Annotated in this window: 18 protein-coding genes; 12 read left to right on the top strand and 6 right to left on the bottom strand. The window is 50.3% G+C overall.

Features of this window, described 5'->3' with window-relative positions; genetic code table 11:
- Positions 1-76: 76 nt before the first annotated feature.
- The 3 genes from PQG83_RS01625 to PQG83_RS01615 form a co-directional block, all read right to left on the bottom strand.
- The gene (locus PQG83_RS01625; protein WP_312746027.1) at positions 77-1,165 is read right to left on the bottom strand and encodes a pentapeptide repeat-containing protein; all 1,089 of its coding nucleotides are present in this window, start codon (positions 1,163-1,165) and stop codon (positions 77-79) included.
- 227 nt (positions 1,166-1,392) lie between these two features.
- A complete protein-coding gene (locus tag PQG83_RS01620) occupies positions 1,393-2,157 on the bottom strand; it encodes a peroxiredoxin (RefSeq protein ID WP_312746024.1) in 765 nt (254 codons plus the stop codon).
- A gap of 154 nt (positions 2,158-2,311) precedes the next feature.
- Positions 2,312-3,175: a hypothetical protein gene (locus PQG83_RS01615; protein WP_312746022.1), complete on the bottom strand. Its 864-nt coding sequence runs from the start codon at positions 3,173-3,175 to the stop codon at positions 2,312-2,314.
- Between the two features lie 179 nt (positions 3,176-3,354).
- Here PQG83_RS01615 and PQG83_RS01610 point away from each other — a divergent pair, with 179 nt between their 5' ends.
- The 9 genes from PQG83_RS01610 (at position 3,355) to PQG83_RS01575 (ending at position 15,701) form a co-directional block, all read left to right on the top strand.
- Positions 3,355-6,093 (top strand): CBS domain-containing protein, encoded by a 2,739-nt coding sequence (locus PQG83_RS01610; protein ID WP_312746020.1) that lies wholly within the window; start codon positions 3,355-3,357, stop codon positions 6,091-6,093.
- Positions 6,094-6,135: 42 nt separating this feature from the next.
- The gene (locus PQG83_RS01605) at positions 6,136-7,629 is read left to right on the top strand and encodes an MFS transporter (RefSeq protein ID WP_312746018.1); all 1,494 of its coding nucleotides are present in this window, start codon (positions 6,136-6,138) and stop codon (positions 7,627-7,629) included.
- 129 nt (positions 7,630-7,758) lie between these two features.
- Positions 7,759-7,899, top strand: coding sequence for a DUF4160 domain-containing protein (locus PQG83_RS20840; protein WP_376753547.1), 141 nt, complete (start codon positions 7,759-7,761; stop codon positions 7,897-7,899).
- A gap of 89 nt (positions 7,900-7,988) precedes the next feature.
- A complete protein-coding gene (locus PQG83_RS01600) occupies positions 7,989-8,246 on the top strand; it encodes a DUF2442 domain-containing protein (RefSeq protein WP_312746016.1) in 258 nt (85 codons plus the stop codon).
- A 418-nt stretch (positions 8,247-8,664) separates the two neighbouring features.
- Positions 8,665-10,011 (top strand): SUMF1/EgtB/PvdO family nonheme iron enzyme, encoded by a 1,347-nt coding sequence (locus PQG83_RS01595; RefSeq protein ID WP_312746013.1) that lies wholly within the window; start codon positions 8,665-8,667, stop codon positions 10,009-10,011.
- 442 nt (positions 10,012-10,453) lie between these two features.
- Complete coding sequence (locus PQG83_RS01590) at positions 10,454-12,607, top strand: pentapeptide repeat-containing protein (protein ID WP_312746010.1); 2,154 nt, start codon at positions 10,454-10,456, stop codon at positions 12,605-12,607.
- A 118-nt stretch (positions 12,608-12,725) separates the two neighbouring features.
- On the top strand, positions 12,726-13,580 hold the full coding sequence (locus PQG83_RS01585) for a transglutaminase family protein (RefSeq protein WP_312746007.1): 855 nt from the start codon (positions 12,726-12,728) through the stop codon (positions 13,578-13,580).
- A gap of 116 nt (positions 13,581-13,696) precedes the next feature.
- A complete protein-coding gene (locus tag PQG83_RS01580; protein ID WP_312746005.1) occupies positions 13,697-14,164 on the top strand; it encodes a YaiI/YqxD family protein in 468 nt (155 codons plus the stop codon).
- A 166-nt stretch (positions 14,165-14,330) separates the two neighbouring features.
- Positions 14,331-15,701, top strand: coding sequence for a carbohydrate porin (locus tag PQG83_RS01575; RefSeq protein ID WP_312746003.1), 1,371 nt, complete (start codon positions 14,331-14,333; stop codon positions 15,699-15,701).
- Between the two features lie 217 nt (positions 15,702-15,918).
- Here PQG83_RS01575 and PQG83_RS01570 read toward each other — a convergent pair whose 3' ends face one another.
- Positions 15,919-16,395: a DUF4112 domain-containing protein gene (locus PQG83_RS01570; RefSeq protein ID WP_312746001.1), complete on the bottom strand. Its 477-nt coding sequence runs from the start codon at positions 16,393-16,395 to the stop codon at positions 15,919-15,921.
- A gap of 454 nt (positions 16,396-16,849) precedes the next feature.
- Positions 16,850-19,027, bottom strand: a complete 2,178-nt coding sequence (locus tag PQG83_RS01565; RefSeq protein ID WP_312745999.1) for an FG-GAP-like repeat-containing protein — start codon at positions 19,025-19,027, stop codon at positions 16,850-16,852.
- A 645-nt stretch (positions 19,028-19,672) separates the two neighbouring features.
- Here PQG83_RS01565 and PQG83_RS01560 point away from each other — a divergent pair.
- Positions 19,673-20,161, top strand: coding sequence for a YchJ family protein (locus tag PQG83_RS01560; protein WP_312745997.1), 489 nt, complete (start codon positions 19,673-19,675; stop codon positions 20,159-20,161).
- A 133-nt stretch (positions 20,162-20,294) separates the two neighbouring features.
- Here PQG83_RS01560 and PQG83_RS01555 read toward each other — a convergent pair whose 3' ends face one another.
- Complete coding sequence (locus PQG83_RS01555; RefSeq protein WP_312745994.1) at positions 20,295-20,687, bottom strand: hypothetical protein; 393 nt, start codon at positions 20,685-20,687, stop codon at positions 20,295-20,297.
- Positions 20,688-21,006: 319 nt separating this feature from the next.
- Here PQG83_RS01555 and PQG83_RS01550 point away from each other — a divergent pair, with 319 nt between their 5' ends.
- Positions 21,007-21,360 (top strand): YajD family HNH nuclease, encoded by a 354-nt coding sequence (locus PQG83_RS01550; RefSeq protein WP_312745991.1) that lies wholly within the window; start codon positions 21,007-21,009, stop codon positions 21,358-21,360.
- A gap of 80 nt (positions 21,361-21,440) precedes the next feature.
- Positions 21,441-21,857, top strand: coding sequence for a hypothetical protein (locus PQG83_RS01545; protein ID WP_312745988.1), 417 nt, complete (start codon positions 21,441-21,443; stop codon positions 21,855-21,857).
- Positions 21,858-21,938 lie beyond the last annotated feature (81 nt).

The raw sequence follows: 21,938 nt of genomic DNA, 5'->3' as shown, positions 1-21,938 counted from the left end.
GCAGATATTTCAATTGGTATACCATCTTTTGTGTAAAGCCGCAATATCCTAACCAAATATAGTGGTTGAGGTCTCTCTAAGCCCTCTTCTTCCCTTTGGAAAGCCAGAGGTAACTCAGCACCAGAATCACCAGCCCCAAAAAGATCCCGACCTGGCCATAGAGCCTCCGACCATTCTGAACCGAAACCACATCAAGCGGGAGGTTACTCCCGGTTAATTCCGGCATGGTGCGGAACTCGGTTCCGGAAAAATCCTTGGCTCCATCAAACCTGGCGTTCGAAAAATCGACCACCGTATGAAATTGTGCTTGGGCAAACGTCACCGACTCTCGAAATTCGGTAAACCGAAAATAGATTTCATGAACGACCGAGATGGCTGAAAAATCGGCAGGGCCTTTAAACAACGACCCTGAAAAGCCTGTCCCACTGGCAAAAGCCGTTCGGGAGAAATCTGCTGCCTGCTGGAAGTCGACCTCCAAAAACTCAGCAACTCCGGTGAAATGAGCGTCCGAAAAGGTGACCCGATCACGAAATTGAGCCTGGTGAAACCGGGAATGCGTTCCAAATTTGACGTGAGAAAAATCCACGCCTTGGGCAAATTGAGAACCAATAAAAAACCCCTCAAAATCAACCCGCGCGTCTGCAAACCTTACCGGGCCCACAAACACAGTCTTAGAAAGATCAATTGATTGTTGAAAGACGGTTCCCGTGAAATCTACCGTCCCCAATATCAGGAGAGCCCCTTCAACCAGATTGGTGGCAAGCACTTTTTCAAATCGAGAATGCCGGATGGAAATTGTCTCTGGGATGACGCGAACGGCAGTGATCCCTTTCTCGTTCAGGGGTTTTAGCACTGACGGGGGAATGGAGGGATATTCCGAAATGGCCTGTTGGGGCAGAAGATCAAGCATCACCTGATCAACCACCACCACGTGATCAAGATCAATCCGCTTGCCCTGCACAAGCGCTTCCAGCAAATCAGCCCCCTTCACGGCCAAGGCTGCCTCTTCTCCAGGCAAACAGGGCCCCTCAACATGCACCCAGAAAACATTTTCGCTTCCTGGAGGAGTCGGCAGAAGACGGCAAGCCTCGGCATGAATAGAAGACAGGCCCAGCAGGACAAACACGCCGAGCTGCAGAGAATATTTTGCTCCCCAAAGTTTCATTTATGCCCACGTCACATGAGCATGATATGGCAAACAGGTAAACCAACTGCCTCCGCTCGGGCGCAAGTGCAAAGAGACTGTTGAAGGTAGGCGATCATCACGAGGTTGTGTTGGACTACGTCAAATTATTCGATCGTTTGGGGAGAGCGGAATTATTGAACAAAAGGACCAGGGAATCCGACCAAATCCTGCACAATCGTATACGTCCGTCTCATTTCGGACAGCACCTAGGTGGAAGAGGTATTCTCAGCAGGTTGAGCTGGGTCGGGTTGAGCTGGCTTGGGAGCCTCGGCTTCCACAGGTTGAGGCTCCTTCACTTCCACAGGCTTCGGGGTCACAACCGGGGATACATTTTTGAGTGCTAAATAAAAATCCCGATGTTCATATTCTGATTTAGCCAGGGCTTGATCAACTTCCTGAACGGTCTTAGGGGGTGGCACCACCACCTTGTCCCCTTCCCGCCAATTGGCAGGCGTCGCACAAACAAAGCGGTCGGTCGTTTGCAGGGCAGTGACCAACCGAAGGATTTCATCCACATTGCGTCCGGCATTGAGGGGGTAATACAGCAAGGCCCGAATCACCCGCTTCGGGTCAATAACAAACACCGCACGGACCGTCGCGGTGGAACTCGCATTAGCATGGATCATGCCATACAGTTTCGCGACACGCATATCCACATCGGCAATCATAGGAAACGGAATCGTGACACCCATTTTCTCGTGAATACTGCGAAGCCAGGCTAAATGAGCATGAACACTATCCACACTCAAACCAATGAGCTTCACCCCCCGCTGACGAAATTGCTCACTAGCTTGGGCAAAGGCCATCAATTCCGTCGTACACACCGGAGTAAAATCCGCCGGGTGAGAAAACAATACCACCCAATGCTGCTCCTGCCACACGCTAAAATTAAAATCGGTCTGTTGCGTCGTCACCGCGGAAAAGTCCGGTGCATGATCCCCTATGCGAGGCAACCCTCGTTCTTCCGACATGAAACCTCCTTCAGTTGGCAAGACTACCCCCCTCCGCCGCAGGCGAAGGAAGCAATCCCGGCTTATCTATTAAATAAAACCGGGAATACGAATAAAACTATCGAGATGTGAAGTGAATAACCCTGGCACAACCTTGCCCTATAACCGGCCAGAATTACCAGGAGCGAGGAATTTCCTCTTCATCATCCTCATGATTGGATTCGGTATCCCGAAAAAACTTATCTGTGCCCAATTCTTCTGATAAGTCTTCCGTCAAATCCAAATCCTCATCGGCATCATCGGTGGAGTCCTCGGAAAACTCATCATCATCAAAATCATCCGCAAGGTCATCCACATCCAGGGGATCAGTGACATCATCGAGTTCAGTGGTCAATGAATCCAGAGTGATATCGGTATCGGTTTCCACTTCAATATCCAATTCGGCATCAATATCGTCCGGTAGAGACGTATCCTCATTATCCGTATCGGGTCCCTGGATAAGAATATCCTCCGCATCCGCATCAACGGGGAAGGCGTTCTTTCTCTTTTTGGCATCAAGGTCTTTTACCACAGGCGATTCTTTTTTAGGCCTTCCCGGTTTCTTTTTGGCCTCAGACGGCGCCGCCTTCTTCACCGATTTGGTGGTGGGAGCAGACTTGGTACGATTCGCCCCGGTTTTCGCCGCAGTTGTCGCTTTCGAAACATTGTCAGATGTAGTCAACTTCTTCTCTTTCCCTTTCACCGCCTTTTTCGGCGTCGCTTTTGATCGTGGGTGCGCTTGAGCCACGGTTTTGGATGTCCCCTTTACTCGAGCCTTCTTATTCTTTTTGGCTTGAGACTTAACGGGGCCCTTGGTCCGAGCCTTGGAGCCGACCTTCGTATTCTTGGACTTCGCTTTGGTAGACGGTGATCGTTGAGGCTTCACAGACTTCTTTGGTTTGGCTTTTGTCTTCGGTTGAGCTTTCGCATGAGTGGTTCGCTTCCCCGCCGGCTTCTGTTTGGGCTTGGCCTTTGACTTGGGCTTAGCCATGGCAGCCATGTGTCACCCTCCTGATTATGTGATCGACAAATGATCCATCTGTGATGGATCGTCTCCTGAGTTGCCCCCATCTAACATGGAGAGACCCTCTCAAGCAACAGAAGATTTTCAAGAAGGAAATTCTTTGCCTTTTCAGTTAACTTCCGGTCATTCAACATCCCTGTTAGAATCGGGTCTCCATGGAAATTATTACCACGCATCTCGAGGCGGATTTCGATGGCCTCGCCTCAATGGTGGCGGCTCAAAAGCTCTACCCGGAGGCACGCCTCGTCCTCCCGGCGGGAGTCCAATCCCGCGAGCGGGACTTTCTCGCGGAATATCCCCTCTCCTTTACGGCACTCTCGGAACTAAATTTTCCGGATATCACCCGTCTGATTTTAGTCGATGCCCAACATCAGGATCGCTTAGGTTTACTCGAAAAAGTTCTTAAAAATCAACATATTTCTGTCCATATTTACGATCATCATCCTTTGGAAACCACCAATCCTCTGCTCCCATTGGCAGACTATTGCAAAGTGGATGCAGTCGGGGCCACCATCACACTCCTCTGCGAAGAACTTCAGGCCAGAGGACTCACATGGACACCCGAAGAAGCCACACTCTTTGCCATAGCCCTCTATGAGGAAACCGGTCAATTTGGCTACCGGAATACCACGCACCGTGATTTCCAGATCGGCGGGGTCCTTGTGCAAACTGGAGCCGATTTAAACCTGGTCACGAAGTACCTTGCCCGGCACTGGACGCCGCCGCAACTCGAATTATTCCATGCACTGTTGCAAGCGGCGCAAACATTAAACCTCGGACATCGAAGGATTCTGCTCACCACCCTCACCTGGCCGGATTATGTGCAGGACATGGCCCAGGTTGTTCAACAACTGGCGCAATTACATGGTGCCGATGCCGTCATCGCCGCTGTCGCCATGGAGGGCAAGGTACAAATTATCGGACGCAGCCGCCATCCTGACATGGATATGAATCAGATTACCAAAGCCTTTGGCGGAGGAGGGCACACTATGGCTGCCGCCGCCAGCATTAAGGGACTCACCATCGTCGAGGTCGAACAGAAAATCCAAGCTCTTTTGCAGGAACAAGCCAAAACCTGGCTCCCCATCCAACGGCTCATGACCACACCTGTCAGGACGGTGGAACCCACCGCCACGATCAAACAGACCGAACGCCTCATGACACAATACGAAGTCAACGCCCTACCCGTTGTGAGTGCTAAGGGCGGTTTCATGGGGTTAGCCACGCGGGAAGCCGTACAAAAAGCCCTCTATCATAAACTGACCACCCACCCCATCGAGCACATCATGCTCAGGGATATCTTTCTGGCCACACCCGGCACACCATTTGACGAGGTCCAACAGCATATGGTCGAACGGAATCAGCGGATCGTCCCGGTGTTGGATCACGACCAAGTCGTTGGCATTTTCAGCCGGACCGATTTGCTTCGGGCTATGCACCAGGCACTCCCGCCTCAGGAAGGAAAGGCCGAGCCCTCTGCCGGAGCAGCCCCTTCAGCTACCGTCGTTCCCACGCCAACCTTGCGTACGTCAAACCTTCACAAACAATTGGCAACCCGTTTACCTCCGCCACTTCTCACCCTCCTCCAGACCATTAGAACACTCGCCGATACCCAGGAGGTGGCCGCGTTTCTCGTCGGCGGATTCGTCCGGGATTTCCTTATGAACATTCCCAATTTCGATTTGGATGTGGTGGTCGAAGGAGACGGCATTCGTTTTGGCAAAGCGTTAGCGCAGGAACTCAAGGCCGAATGGACCATCCATGAGCGATTTGGCACCGTCTCGATCGCCATCCCCAAGACTCTCCACATTCCACAGATGCAACATCTGGACATTGCCACGGCACGAACGGAATATTATGAATATCCCACCGCACTACCGACTGTGGAACGCAGTTCAATAAAAAAAGACCTCTACCGGCGGGATTTCACCATCAATGCCCTGGCCATTCGCTTAAACAGGACGCCCGGTGAACTCCTGGACTATTTCGGGGGGCGGCGAGACATCAAGGACAGAATCGTGCGGGTCCTTCACAGCCTCAGCTTCGTGGAAGATCCCACCCGGGTCTTTCGAGCCATTCGCTTCGAGCAACGGTTTGGTTTCCAGATTAGTAAAGAAACCCAGCATTTCATTCAACAAGCCCAAACCATGGAACTGTTTCACCGGCTTTCCGGCGTACGATTAGGGAATGAACTGATCCATATTCTAGAGGAACCCGAGCCGGCCAAAGGCATTCAGCGATTGAATCAATTTAAACTCTTTCCTTTTATTCATCCCAAGCTGCAATGGAAAGAACCGGCTCCGACGCTCTTTGCATCCGGAGAAAAAATTCTGGCCTGGCATGAGGTGGAGAGTACCCGATCAGGAACCGAGCGATGGCTGCTCTATGCCCTGGCCTGGTTCGAATCGTTGGGCAAATCCGAATTGGTCAAAACCTGGAAACGATTGGGATTCCCGCAACGAAACACAGCAACGGTGGGAGAATTCTTACAGGCCCAGTCCACCTTGATAAGGACTCTCAACCGAAAGCATCTGGCTCCGTCAGAAATTTACGATCTCCTCACGCCATGGCCGAAGGAACTCGTGTTATTTCTCATGGCCAAGGCGCAAAGCAAGCCGGCGATTCATGCGGCCACGGAACGGATCCGGGATTATCTCACCACGTTCCAACATACCGCCATCACCTTAACCGGCCACGACCTGGAGGACATGGGCCTTCCCAAAGGTCCAGCCTATCGCCGGGTGCTCGATCGCATCTTCAAAGCCAAACTGGATCGCCTGGTGACCACACAGGAAGATGAATATCGCCTGGCCAAAACCTTCATTGCGCAAGAAACCGCTTCAGGAAGCCGCTCCAAATCCCCTTCATCGGCAAGGAAAGGCGGCGGTGGATAACCTTCCGGTTGGTTCTCCCGGCAAGCATTCTCTTCATTCCCCATGCACCAGCCTTCATCGCCTCCCCAACCCTCTCGAATTCGCTGGCGAATTCTTCTTCTGCTCCTCCTCATCAGCATCATCACGTATGTCGACCGGGTGAATATTTCCGTAACCGCCCGCCAAATGATGCCCGCACTCGGGCTCACCGATCTGCAAATGGGTCAGATCTTTTCGGCCTTTGTCTTTGGCTACGCCCTCTTTCAAGTTCCCGGTGGCTGGTTGGGCGATCGCTGGGGACCACGTCGCGTATTGACCTTCGCCCTCATCTGGTGGTCGATCTTTACAGCGCTGACGGCCATCGCTCCCACTATCCCACTGGCCAACCTGATCGGGATTATGGGTTCACTCATGGTTGTGCGTTTTCTCATCGGCATCGGCGAAGCCGCCGCGCTGCCCAATTTCAATCGAGCCGTCGCAAACTGGCATCCCCCGAATGAACGGGGCTTAGGCATTGGCATCACCATCGGAGGGATCGGCCTGGGTTCAGCCCTCACGCCACCTATCACCGCCTGGATCATGGTCAATTATGGCTGGCAGACGGCGTTTTATGTCGCAGGCGGATTGGGTATTGGCATCGCCTTCTTATGGTACTGGTACGCAACCGATCATCCCCGGCAACATGCACACGTCAACACCGCCGAGGCCGAATTGATCGAAGGTTCGGAATCACTTCCCGACCCTCCTGCTCCCCTGGAAGGACGATCCGGTAAGGCCTGGGGAACGGTCCATGATGTATTCACCGAACTCGAAACACGTGAAGGACGGCCTTCAGCTTCACAGGCAAAGGGGAACGGGACCGGTGGGAAGAAGGACAACCCCAACTCCCCCACTCCACTACGAACAGGAAAGAAAAGCGAACCAGCGCCCATTCTGAAGTCAAAGACGACCACCGTTCCCTGGAAAGCCATTCTCACCACACCTACTGTTTGGTGGCTCACCTTCAGTTACACCTGTCTCGGCTATGTCGCCTATGTCTATATGTCCTGGTTCTATCTCTACCTCGTCAACGTGAGAGGCTTTGCCATCCTCCAAGGCGCCTTCTTCGCCTCGGCACCATTTATCGCGATGGCTATCTTCTGCCCATTGGGAGGATGGGTGACCGATCGTCTCACCGAACAATACGGGATCAATCGTGGTCGCGCGAGCGTGGGAGGAGCAGGAATGATTCTGGCCGCGCTCTCTATCATCATCGGCGCCAACATCGAAGCGCCCTATGTCGCCATCGGCTTCCTCTCGCTCGGTGCCGGGTGGCTGTATTTCACCGTCGGCCCGTTCTGGTCTTCAACCACGGACTTATCCAAACCCTATGCCGGCACGCTCTCGGGCCTCATGAACACGGGCGCCAACCTGGGTGGGACCCTCTCGCCAACACTGACGCCCTGGCTGGCCGAAACCTTCGGCTGGTCGGTCTCCCTCGGCATCGCCGCCGGCATTGCCCTACTCGGTGGACTGTGCTGGATCCGCATTCGTCCGGGAATGGGAATAAGATCTTAATAGCAGTCAGACCTCAGGTGCCTTGCTATAACCACTTAGTACTTCTCTTCTCTCCCCTCGTGGAGTCTCATTGACTTTTTTCGTATACTGTCAGTCAACAACAGTTCGATAAGGAAAATTGGAAGTATCGTGCCATATGTTCGAGGGATTGAAGGACCTTACCGATTTTTCTTTTATAGTTTTGACTGCAATGAACCCAAACATGTTCACGTCCAACGAGAGCGCCATATCTGCAAATTTTGGCTAGAACCAATTTTCTTGGCAGGTTAATGATGTATTTGCGCCACATGAGTTAAATCGAATCCGAAAAATCCTGCTCGACCGGATAGACAAAATGATCGAAGCCTGGGAGGAACATTGTGGTCACAAATGAACCCAGAATATCCACGATAGAGGTCTCAGATGAGACCATCACCGCGCAGTTAACCGACGGACGAAAGATCAGTGTGCCCTTGGTATGGTCATGGCGATTAACCAATGCTACTCCTGAACAACGCAAGAACTTCCAAATTATTGGAAATGGACATGGAGTGCATTGGCCTGATGTTGATGAGGACATTAGCGCTATCGGAATGCTCGAAGGCCTTCCCGCACGACCTGTCAAACATCCCGTCTAACCCTTGCAACTCAACCCGTCCCTATCCGCAAACTTCAATTTCATTGTAGATCTTGTCTGTCGGCTGGCCCGTAAACCCTCGGCATCGCCTTACTCGGGGGACTCTGTTGGATTTTTATTCAACCAGAACATGGGCTCAACATCCCCAAGCCGGGAGATCGAGCGTGAGCGGGTCTAAACGGTCCACAATACAGACGGACACCGACATGATTCTATTATTTTTGGATCATGGTAAACTGCGGTGCGGCAGGAGAAAAAAAGAGCGCAGGTAGCCGAGGCACTCCCGATTCAAGAGAAAATTTTCGGTGAACCCAACGGTTGTCCCAACAATCAAAACAGACGAGAACCACCGAACCTTGACATCGTCCAATAGGGTGCGGAGCCATTTATGGATACGGGTACCGTTTATCGGCGGCATCATGTCCCTCTCTATTTTTCTGCTCTTTTCCGGTCTTGTTTGTGCCACGGAGATTAAAGAGTTCAAAAAGGGCGTCGTCAAAATTACTGCATTCGTCAATGGGCAACTCAATGTCGGGACGGGATTTATCGTGAGGCTCGACAAGGACGCCGCCTATATCGTAACTGCCGCACATGTAATTTCTGGGGATAGCAAGCCACAGGTGTGGTTCTTTCCTCTTCCTCATCAATCGTTTGCCTCACAGGTGTTAGGGCTAGATGGCACCAATGAGAATGGGTTGGCCGCTTTGCGTGTTTCACATCCCATTCCTGATGGACTCGTGGCGCTACCGCTCGATCAGACCACCCAGGCATCCGGGGGAGAATCCATTACCTTCATCGGATTTCCACCGAATCTGGCTCCATGGACTGTCTCAACCGGAAGTATCAGCGGGAGGAAAGGCCCACACCTGATGTTTCAGGCGTTAGTGGAGGAAGGTCATTCGGGAGGCCCCCTTTTGCTTGATGGCAAAGTGATCGGCGTCGTGACAGACGCTCAGGGACGCCTGGGGTATGCAGTACCCACACCCGTTTTGGCCATCGCGTTGAAAGGATGGCATGTGGAACCATCGGGGAGCGACTCATTATCACTGGAGATTTCAGGTGCAGACGGTGCGCCGATGATTCGGATCCCTGCAGGGCAGTTTGAAACGAATATAGAATCACGCTCAGGGACCGGGAACATGACCGAAGGGAATCGATATACCGTCTATGTCGAAGAATTCTTCATCGACAAATATGAAGTTACTATTGAACGGTATGAGAAATTTCTACACGTCACCGGTCGAACAGCGCCGGAATATTGGGATCACATCAAAATGCCTCAGGATGCCAATCGCCCTGTCGTCGCGGTGACCTGGCCGGAGGCCAAAGCCTACTGCCATTGGGCCAAGAAGAGATTACCTACCGAGGATGAATGGGAGAAAAGCGCGCGAGGAACAGACGGACGCATGTATCCATGGGGCAATGACCCACCAACGAGGGAATTCACAAATTTTGCAACATTTGGTGACTTTCAATTATCAAAACTTTCTCCGGTCGGAGCATTCGAAAAGGATAGAAGTCCCTATGGAGTGTATGACCTGGCCGGAAATGTGAGTGAATGGACGGCAGATAACTGGAATGAATCACGAAATTTAGACCGTAATGAGGAGGAAATACCCGCGGGTTCACGCAAAGTCATACGGGGTGGAACTTGGAACGCAATGGACGAATATTTGAGAGCCGCATTGCGCTCTTATGCTTCACCAACCAACAGAGATTTAGGTCTTGGTTTCCGCTGCGCTCAAAATCTGGATACGCAGCCATAAAAAAAGGTGAGGGATATGACGGAAGAAAGGATAGTCTAAAAATCGGCACAATGGATTGAAAGGACGTCTAAACGGTTCTCTTATCCCTGGATCATGGTAAGCTAAATCGCTGATTCAGAGGGTCACGAAAATAGGCAGTCACGGAATCGGAAATATTCGGGACAAAACCTTCAAGGAAAGGTAGTCAACTTTAAAGAGAAAGGAGGTACACCATGGGAGACAAAGGCGGAAAAAAGGATAAAGACAAAGCTCAGAAGCAAAAAGCCGACCAACAGAAAAAGAAAGATAAAAAGAAATAGCTGAGGCATTTCCTTCAAGGGAAGTGGTGGGCTTCGCCTAAGCGAAGCCCACAATTCTTCAGACATGAGCTCTAGTCATCAACGAACAGAATCAAATCGGCAACCAATATAATTTTCTCGCATTCTATCTCCTATCAATTGTTATGTCAGAGCAAGAGCCTTCCTACACAAAACCCTTAAAAGCGGATCTTGAAGCCATATTCCACAATCATGAGAAATGGCTAAATTCAAATGGCCACGAGGGTAATCCAGCCATCTTAGAAAACCTTGATCTCACAAAAACCCACCTGGATAGAATTTCTTTTTCTTTGTACGGTAAAAACCTTTCCAAGGCATTTATAGAAAATGTCAACTTCACAGGCAGTTATCTTGAGAGCGTTAAGCTGATTGGGGCAGATCTCAAAAGAGTGACTTTTGAAAGTGCCATTTTAAATAAATCAACCCTTGTGAAGGCAAATTGCTATGACTGTTCTTTCAATAATTCGTTCATACTTGACGCTGACCTTAGCAATTCAACTTTTGAAAAATGCCAATTTAAGAAGGCAAAACTTGCCGGAAGTGATTTAAAGAATTCGAAGTTCCCCCAAAGTAATTTCGAAGAAGCCTATTTGCTAAGAACGAAGCTTGATGAATCCAATTTTCAAGACTCAAATTTCGAAAAAGTTACTGGACTTCTTGGCAGCCAATTAGCTGGCACTGATCTTTCTGGTGCCAAAATTTCTGAGGATATCAGGAAATTTGAAGGCCTAGCTAGGATTGAAGAACTCTCTAAAAAGGCTGGAAAACTTTTTATATTAATGTTGGTAGGGTGTTTGTATTCATGGCTCACAATAGCCACCACTACTGACTCCCAATTGTTTTTAGATTCAAAATATTATGATCTGCCCATAATTCAAACCGCAATTCCCATCACTCCTTTCTTCTATGTTGCACCTCTAATATTGTTAGGCATTTACATTTGGTTTCACCTATATTTACAACGCCTATGGGAAGAAATGGCAGCTTTGCCAGCCATCTTCCCTGATGGGAAAGCTTTGGATCAAAAAGTATTCCCATGGCTCCTTAGCGGTTTTATTCGAGCCTATATCCCTCTATTAAAGACAAACCTCCCGGATTTGTTTGGCCTACAATTTATTGCCTCATTAGTTCTTGCATGGGGTCTTGTACCTTTTATTCTTAGTGAGTTTTGGGTCCGAGTTATCCCGACACATGATGAGACTTTTATATTAACATTGGCCTCCATATTTTCAATTTCCCTGGGATTTGGCATTTATTTTTTTTCTCTAGCTCGCCTAACACTTGACAAATCCCTCAAAAGACCAAGAATTTTTGGAATAAGTTTTTCGGCATGCCTTTTTGCTTTGCTTATTCTTGTTCTTGTTTCAAGAGCAGCCGTTAACATAACAACAACTTCTGAGTGGTGGCCATTCTATCTAAAAACTGATGCATACTCCCTTGAACCAAGACACCCAATGGATCAATATTTATCCAGCAACTTAGCCTGGAGCAAAAAAATTAACTATGCACTATTAGAATTTCTCCAAGAACTTGGACTTCGAACTTATCCCAAATTTTATAGGGAAAACCTTACCCAGCCACCCGAGAGTTGGCCACAAGATTTTGAGCACATATCAAAGATTGAGGGTGCCGATTTTAGGGGTAAAAATCTTCGCCACCTTTATGCCGAAGGGGGATTTTGGGCAAACTCCCGTTTCAACGGAGCAGACTTAAGCTATGCATTTTTGATGGCAGTTTATTTGGGAGGGGCGGATTTTTCTCGGTCAAATTTAACTGGTGCCCTTATGCTGTCTACACTGGAAAACGCAAAATTATTAGGGGCCAACCTTGCAAATGTTCGGATGGGCGGTAAATATAAGAAGGCCGATTTTCGAGGGGCCAACTTTGGGAAGGCCTTTATAATTAATGCTGACTTTTCTCAAACTTTTCTGGCAGGAACAACCTTCGAATCTGCGATTTTTGATGCCGTAAACTTTGAGCAGGCCATTTTCTCTGGCCCCTACCCAATTTTTGACAACCAAGCAAGCATTGAAAGCCCTGGGATTAGCCTGGTAATAGAGAAGACGAAAGAGGGTACCAGCGATTTCTCCAATGCTGTCTTTCGATTTGGGAATTTCAATAAGACCAATTTAGAAGGGGTAAAATTTTTCAAAACTAAATTTTTCGATGTTGACCTAAGTGGGTCTCAGGGCCTCGCCCAAGCACAAATTGATGAAGCTTGCGTTGATGAGAAAACAAAATTGCCGGTTGGGATTAAACGCCCGAATCCCTGCCCTTGACTTAAAAATTTTTATGACGTTTAGAAGGTCAAAACAATCCCTTGTGTTTAGACCTCTAATTAGAACCTTTTTGAGGGGGCCTGACTTTTTTGACATTCCTTAAAAAGTAGGATGCACCATGCAGCGCTATAAAATTCTTCATCGGACGTATTATAATTTTTCGGGTGCGGTGACACTTGGACCCCATCACTTGCGCCTGCGTCCGAGAGAAGACTATGACCTGCACATTGAATCGTTAGACCTGAAGCTCACACCGCCGGCCAACCTGCTATGGCATCGGGATGTAGAAGGCAATTCGGTGGCCACAGCCACCTTCGATGTGCCCGCCAACCAACTAGCGGTTGAAAGCGAAGTCATCATCCAGCAATTCAATGAGGCTCCACTCGACTTTCTCGTCGCCGACTACGCTGTCGCGTACCCGTTTACCTATCAATCCGATGACCGGATCATGCTGTTGCCCTACATGGCATATCCCGAGCAAAACACCAAAGATCGACTGACTGAATGGATGAAAAATTTCTGGAAACCGGAAGAACCGATTCAGACGTATACACTCCTGCAGCGCTTAGGCACCCACATCAACCAAACCCTATCCTATCGAGTGCGGGAAGAACCTGGCGTTCAAACGGTGGGGCAGACACTGGAATACGGCACCGGTTCCTGCCGTGATTTTGCCTTGCTCTATATGGAAGCCGCACGGTGCTTGGGTCTTGCCGCACGATTTGTCAGTGGGTATCTCCACGCACCACCATCAGCCACCGATTATGGTGCCACCCATGCCTGGGCCGAAGTCTACCTGCCAGGGGCCGGGTGGAAGGGGTTTGATCCCACTGGTGGAACCATGGCCGGAACCGATCATATTGCCGTGGCCGTCGCCAGATTGCCCGAATCCGTACCGCCCATCGAGGGATCGTTCGTGGGGCCCCCAGGCTCAACGCTTCATGTCGGGGTCTGGGTCACAAAGTGTGAGTGAACCATTACTTTTTGTTCTTATGAAACAAGATCGCCCTCGTCTTCTCTTAATCCAGATGGACGTCTACAATATCCAAAGAACACGGTTCTTTCATCCCTCAACCATAAAGGTCCACCGTGACAATCTGGGTTGATGCCGATGCCTGCCCCAAGGTAATTAAGGAAATATTATTCCGCTCCGCAGACCGGACCGCAGTGCAGGTGACGCTTGTGGCCAATCGCCTTTTGTATACTCCGCCCTCGCCCTATATTTCGGCCATCCAAGTCGCCGATGGATTTGATGTCGCGGATTCCGAAATCGTCAAAAGACTCAAGGCCGGCGACCTGGTGATCACCGCCGACATTCCGCTTGCCGCTGAGGTGATTGCGAAGGGTGGCCATGCGCTTGATCCGCGCGGGGAGATGCATTCTTCCGATACGATTCAAGCCCGTCTGATGATGCGGGATTTCATGGAGACCCTCCGGGCCAGTGGCGTCGAGACCGGAGGGCCGTCGGCTTTGAGTCAACGGGATCGGCAATTATTCGCCAAACACCTCGATTACTATCTCACGACCCTGGTCAAACGGAAGGATGCAAAAGACTAGAGACCGGGAACCACACATGGGGAATGGTGGCAGCCCATAAACCAGTGCTGACTCTGTTTAATCTCCTGAACGAGATGCGCGACATGACGAAAAATTCGATATTGCCCGCATTGCCCTCACCGGAAAATCCCCGGACAACCAAACCCAGGGGGCCTGATTAACCAGCATGAGACTCTCCCCGACAAGCACGATTCTCTCACCCTTGTATGGACTTTTCCTTTTGGTATTGTTGATTCCGGTGCCAGCCCATTCCGAAGAAGGTCAGGCCGTTGAACAATTGGAAAAGATCATCGAAAAACCAAAGGCTGCCCAAAAAAGTTTAAAAGATCAGGGACTCCTCCTGGAAGTCACCAATACGATGGATATCCTCTCCAATATCTCCGGCGGCGTTCATCGAAAAACCACTCTCACCGGCGATTTGGATCTCCTGCTCACCGTCGATATAAAAAAATTAGTTCCTAGCTGGAGGGGTACGGTTTTTCTGTATGGCTTGGGCTTGTATGGGGGCGATCCAAGCAACAATGTCGGTGACATCCAAGGGGTGAGCAACATTGCGGCACCAGATACATGGAAACTGTTCGAAGCCTGGTACCAGCACAATATTTTTAAACGCGTTTCTCTGCTTGCCGGCCTGTATGATATCACCTCCGAGTTTGATGTCATTGTATCCGCGTCGACACTTTTTCTGAATAGCTCCTTCGGGACTGGAGCGGAACTTGGAGCGGGCGGCAGAAACAACCTGTCCACCTTTCCTGCAACCTCTCTGGGAATCAGGACGCAAGCCATCCTCACCGATTCTCTCATGGTTCGCGCCGTGGTCGCCGATGGCATTCCGGGGGATCCCAATAATGCTCGAGGTACTCATGTTCGTTTAAAAAAAGATGATGGCCTGTTCGGTTCCATGGAATTGGCATATTACAAATACAACACGGCTGATTTAATACAAACAAAGGAAAAAACGGTCGATGAACTCCCTCGTCGTCTGATCTTCCGCCGGATTGGAAGATCCGCTCCTCTCGTGTATGAAGCAAAAGTTGCCCTCGGATTCTGGGGGTACACCACTTCCCTGGATCAACTCAACAAGGTCAATAGTTCGGGAGAACCTGTAAAACAAAATGGCACTTACGGGATATATGGCTTAGCGGAATATGATGTATATTATGAAAAAGACGACAAAGATCAAGGTTTGACTCTCTTTGGCCGAGCCGGAATGGCTGACCCCAATGTGAACCGCATTTCCCAGTATTATGGCGGCGGGTTCATCTATAAGGGATTAATTCCGGGGCGAAACATTGACCGAACCGCGTTCGGGGTGGCAGCCGCAGTGAATAGCCATGAGTATAAACGGTTCCAACGGCGGGCAGGACAACGGGTTGAGAATACGGAGATCACGCTGGAATGCACGTATTCCATCTTTGTGAATCAAAACCTCGTCATTCAACCGGATTTTCAATACGTCATTAATCCCGGGACGGTTCCCGGCAGGAATAACGCCGTCGTGGTAGGCGCGCGACTTGAAGTCAATTTCAACAATTAATGTGTCCCCTACAAGCATCTCGGGAGGGAGTCAAAATGAGTGGCTTTCACAAACACATTAAAGTTTTTGCATGGATGGAAGGGGGAATATCGTAAAGGGTAGACCCCATCTCTGTAGCCGTTCGCTTAAAACTTCCGATCAGATTCCACAAGATCCACCATAAACCGTCGCTCCTCCATCATCAGCATTCTCTCCGGCAGGGTCTTAGATTTAAGATTTATTGCATGCCTTGCAGGATTTCCCAGATACGCATAAGAAGCCAAAGGATTCCTACCACCGTTCCGGCGATCACCAAAGCCACGACTAACAATAACCCTATTACGAAAACCCAATCCCCTGTAGTGGACCTTGGACGATCCCCAACAGCATATCGCTCCAACAACTCAACATTTTTCACATTACTTTTAAACCAGACAGAGAACAGATCACCGAGAATGGGAATGGCACCGACCACGCTGTTAATCGCGATATTGAGACTCATACGGATGAGGACGATTTTAGGAAGTTGGGATTGAGCCGCCACGACAAGGATGACTGATCCAGCCAGACCTGCGAGGGCATCGCCCACACCTGGAATCAGTCCCAGGATCGGATCTAACCCGATACGAATTGAGGTTCCTGGAATCGTAAAACGCCGGTCTAATATTTCCGCCAGATGTTTGGCAATTTCAAATTTTCGGGAGTGTCGCACCATAGGGGTTTTGTTCCTTTTACTCCTGCAAAATATTAAATCCAATAATCCTATCAGGAAAATTCCGATTAGCCTTCATTTCACCAGATCTGACGCAGAAATGTTATAGACGGATGAGTTGCCAAAATGAAATAAATATACAGTCATGGAGCGGTTTCTACAAAAAACAGGTGGTGTTGCCGCCACTGGAAAAATGAGTCATTTTAATTTACCCATACCCATTCCCACCATTTTGCGATGAAAAGCCTGTTTCCTCTGATAGGATGGTCCTTTGTTGTTCGACGAAAGAAGGGGGTTGGTCTTTGACAAAACCAGCCCCCTGTGATCTTCCACAGCTTTCTACCATTCAGGTAGAGTTCCTTTCCCCCGCCCCAGTCAGTTAAGAAACCTCTTCTCCCCAGTCCTTGGCCAAACCTGTAACTCTGATTGAATTTCGGGAAAGAGGCCAAAGGCATTGCTATTGAATCTCCCAGCTCGAAGAGGTGGTCCCCGGTGAACCTGTTGAACCAACAGTGACCCCATTCATCAGCCACACCTCGACCTCACCGGTGTCGGTGTTGAACCAGGTCAAATCTACTTTCCCGCTACCGTCCCGATCACTGACCTGGGCAATGTCCCACTCCAAAGCCTTGCCTGCCAGGGCACCCGTGGTCCCGATCGTGAGTCCATTCATGAGCCAGAACGCCACCGCACCGCTGCCGGTATTACGCCAGATCAGGTCAGCGGTCCCATTCCCATCAACATCCCCCACCCCGGCCACCTCAAACACCAAGCTGGCATTCCCTGGGACTCCGATTGACAGGACCGAGAGGCCGTTCATTAACCACACGGCCACCGCCCCGCTGTTGCTATTCCGCCAGATGATATCGGCTTTGCGATCGGCATTGACATCGCCCATTCCGACAATCTTCCACTCACCCGGGACACCACCGAGCGATCTGGATGAGGCAATGGTCGCTCCACTCATCAGCCACACGACAACCACCTTGCTAGTGGTATTTCGCCAAACGAGGTCTGCCGTGCCATTCCCATCCACATCTCCAAGTTGCTCAAGCACCCAACCGGTAGGGACAGTGCCCGGGAAGCCTACCGATGCAATGGTATTCCCATTCATTAACCACACAGCCACCGTACCACTGGTGCTATTGCGCCAAATCACATCAGCCTGACCATCCGCATTCACATCGCCGATACCGGTAATCTCCCAAGCTGGAGGGACACCGCCCGGGAAACTTGAGGAAGCAATTGCCGTTCCATTCATAAACCAGATCGCCGTGCTGCCATTATTGATATTGCGCCACACGATGTCAGCCTTGCCATCTCCATCCAAATCAAAGTTCGCCGTGCGATTATGAATGAAGATATCCCGGATTCCATTCGTATCACCCGGAACCAGGTTGGTTGAATCTGAGAAAAATCCGACAATCCGACCATCCTGACTGATTGCCGGATTACAACTAAAATCATTGCCTTGCACTCCACCGGTCGTCACACTCATCCTGGTGGTCGTGTTGGTCTGACGATCATGCACAAACACATCACCCTCTCCATTCGTATCGTCCGGAACGAGATTGGTGGCAAAAGAAAGAAATGCCACAAAACGTCCATCCCCGCTGATGGTCCCCTCTGAACTCTCTCCTCCTCCTTGGAGACCGCCACTTGCCACACTGACGCGCGTGGTGGTGTTCGTTTGACGGTCATGGACAAACACATCACCCACTCCATTGGTATCGCCAGCGACGAGATTCGTTGCATCCGATTGAAATGTGACATAGCGACCATCCGCACTCAATTCGGCATCCACACTCTCACCATTGACCTGCCCTCCGCCTGTGGCCACACTCACACGCGTCGTCACCCCTGTTTGCCGATCATGAATGAACAGATCCCGCACACCATTGGTATCGCCCGGGACCAGGTTAGTCGCATCGGATTCAAACGCCACCAACCCCCCATTCGCACTGAGAAATCCCGCTCGACTGGTATTATTCCCCTGGATTGCGCCTGTGGCCACACTCACGCGTGTCGTCGCCCCTGTTTGCCGATCATGAACGAACACATCTAACACTCCATTGGTGTCACCCGGCACCAGATTGTTCGCAAAGGAGTGGAACGCCACAAACCTGCCGTCAGCACTCAGGGCTGGAGTAAAACTGTTGTTATTGGACTGTCCCCCACCCGTCGCAACACTGACCCGGCTCGTGATGCCTGTCTGCCGATCATGGACGAACACATCAGTGGTGCCATTTGTATCCCCCGGAACCAGGTTCGTGGCATCCGACCGAAATGCCACATAACGCCCGTTGGCGCTTATGGCAGGCTCAAGGCTCTCACCATTGGCCTGCCCTCCACCCGTCGCCACGCTCACGCGCGTAGTTTGTTGGTTTTGCCGATCGTACACGAATATATCTCGTACCCCGTTGGTATCACCGGGCACCAGATTAGTCGACAAGGAATAGTAGGTAACAAACCTGCCGTTTTCATTAAGGTCCGGAAGAAAACTATTGTTATTGCCTTGCAGATTACCGGTGCTGACACTGACTCGGGCCGTCTCCGCTCCATAGGTAGGGGGTGCAAGGAATACGAGCATGAGGACGATTGTGCCCGCAGTGACCATTTGGTTGAAAATTTTCATGTGTGTTCCTCCAGAACCCTGAATGAGTTTTAGGAATAAAGCCATCTATGAAATGATTGCTGCTGCGCCTTATCAAGTGGGAAACACGTCATGTGTAGAATATTTCTCCTGGTGATCCGAACCCGGATCCGCATGAAAAGAAAGTCTCTGGCCTGCTCAATTCTTGCTCCATTTCATCGTTTTGACGCAAAACTTCTTTCTATCAGGAGCGAGGCACAGTCAGATTCGCAAAAAAAGCCTAACTCAACTGACAAATAACTTCCACACATTCCTCAATGACCCAATTCGCTCATCTGGCTTCACCCCCACAACACCACGAAATCCAGTAAAAATTAGAAATGATATTCGTACAGCAATCAAAATTGATTGAACCTGTTTCCCGATGAAATCATGCATGATGCGCAATATGGGTGCCGATATCTGGGTACGCGGCATTAAAAAATGTCGCCCGGGCATGGCTTGAGCGACAGAAACGGACCAGCTATTCAAGAGAGGGACGAAAAGAGCTAAATAACGGGAAGACTGCAGCCGGGACTCACCAATTTTTTTCGAGAGGAATGAGATGCCGGGCCTTTTGACTTTTCTGTCACTCGCGACGTACAAGAGTCAATCATCATTTGCCTTCACTTAGAAAAGGAGTCGCATATGCAGTGTCCGTGTCAGAGCGGAAAAACCTTCAACCAATGCTGTGAGCCCATCATCACCGGACCGAAACAGGCAGAAACTGCAGAACAGCTTATGCGGGCCAGATATTCGGCCTATACGCAAGTCCAGATGGATTTCATCGAAAAGACCCATGACCCGAAAACCAAACACGATATTGACCTTGAGGCCAATCGCAAGTGGGCAGAAACTACCAAATGGACGGGGTTAGAAATTCTGTCGACGAAACAGGGCGGAATAGAGGACGAAGCGGGCCTCGTCGAATTCAAGGCCACGTTTGAGACCGAAGAGGGCCCTCAAATCCATCATGAGCTAAGCGAGTTTCGGAAACATAAGGGGAGTTGGTATTTCACCGACGGCAAAAGTCCTGGAGTTCAGACCGTCGTGCGTAGCGAGGCCAAAATTGGACGGAACGATCCGTGCCCCTGCGGCAGCGGGAAAAAGTATAAAAAATGCTGTGGAAACGCCTGAATCAGCATGGGACTCCCTATCGCGTCCGTTTGACGCCCTCCTGTCCCGGCATGACCTCATTCTCTGTAAACACGCGCCAAACTGACCGATGCCTGGCTAGATGGGCGACGGAGATCTTTCTCTGTCGAAAAGCTCAGGCCGTCTTCGCCGCCCCTTGCCATAGCATATCGTAGCCGAGTTCTTTCGTCTCAGAACACATGGTAGCCAAAGCGGCGAATGTCTTATTGAACAGTTCATCGGCATGAGATTTTTCGTGATCCGCAAATGAACTCCAATAGGTCACAATCGCGTAATGGTCATCTGCGGCTTTTGATTCACTTAAGGACCCTTCGTCAGAGACGAAACCGGAAAATTTGAACACCTGCCCGGCAATGAAGCCGCCCTTGTCTCCGCCATAGGTTTCCTTGACGACCATGCACATCTCTCCAACGGCCAGCTCTACCTGATCGAAGGAAACCCCGGGCTTCAATTTGACGGTGTTAAACAACATTTTCGCCCCAAAGGGAAGTGTTATAGGACCAAACATGGCACCCTCCTGGTAAGAGCACCCGTCTCGAAGCGGGTGCCTATAAAAGGAATGACAGACCAACTCTATCCGCAGAACCTATTATCATCCTAGCACTTACCTCATAGGGCTCGCAGGCCTCACACCACACGATTCCTTACCAACCATCGCGAAGGCCTCATCTAAGGGTTGACACCACATCAGGCATGCTCGACCAGGTATCCGTCCAAATCGCATTGACAAAGACCGGAAAAACTTTGAGAATCCTGGCAGTGAATCCACGCGGCTATTCATCGCTGGCGCCACCATCACGACGCCATCACTTGAAAGGACGCACATCATGGGGAATGCATACCGGGGTCGTCACAAACTGCGACGGCTCCAAAAACCTGCTGTCGACAAACCCATTGACGAACTCCTCAAAGGACTGCGACCCAAGCCTTCAGCCTCGAGCAACAGCTCTTATCGGGAACAGTCACTGAAGATTCACGGGCTCATTTGTGCCAAATGCGCCAGAGAATTCGACCTCAAGAACAGACATCTGCTCACGGTGCACCATAAGGACGGCAATCACCACAACAATCCACCGGACGGATCGAACTGGGAGAACCTCTGCGTATACTGCCACGATGATGAACACAGCCGGGGAATCCTCGGTGATTATTTGCGCAAGGCGAAGGAGGACAAGGCTTAGGGAATCAGTCTACAATCTCTGAGCAGACGCAGAACGCGTGTTATTGTCTTGTACGAATTGACGGAGAGGTTGATGATCCTATGCTGAGGAAAGAATCACTAAGGGGGATACATGGCATCTATGTGGTTGTTGAGGACTTAGGTCCGGAGCTGAGGGGGGTATTAAACCGAAGTGAGGTGCGCAAACGAGTGGAGGCACAATTGCAAACGGCGGGGATTCGTCTGGTCAAAGAACTCGAAGCTGCCAAATTGCCCGGAGAGCCGTATTTATATGTCAATATGGCGGCTCTTCCCTTGGGCCCAAAGCGTTACGCCTGTCGGATCGACCTTGAAGTCCACCAACTGGTCGCCCTTGTTCATAACTCCTCCACAGGACACGCCATCACCTGGGAACAAGGCGTCGTGACGGCGGGTGGGGTCAAAACCATATTCAACAATTTTGACGAATTGGTTTTGGATTTTATTTGTGATTACCTGGCGATGAATCCCGACAACTAGTTTATCAACTCCATCCCCGCCTCTCGTTCCGGCGAATCTCCCGCTCTTCTACCACGACTCTTTCCTCCTTTCACCGGCCTT

The sequence above is a fragment of the Candidatus Nitrospira neomarina genome (assembly GCF_032051675.1).
In the GTDB taxonomy this organism is placed as follows: domain Bacteria; phylum Nitrospirota; class Nitrospiria; order Nitrospirales; family UBA8639; genus Nitrospira_E; species Nitrospira_E neomarina.
The sequence above is the reverse complement of the archived record's forward strand: the minus strand, read 5'-3'. Positions and strand labels throughout refer to the sequence as shown.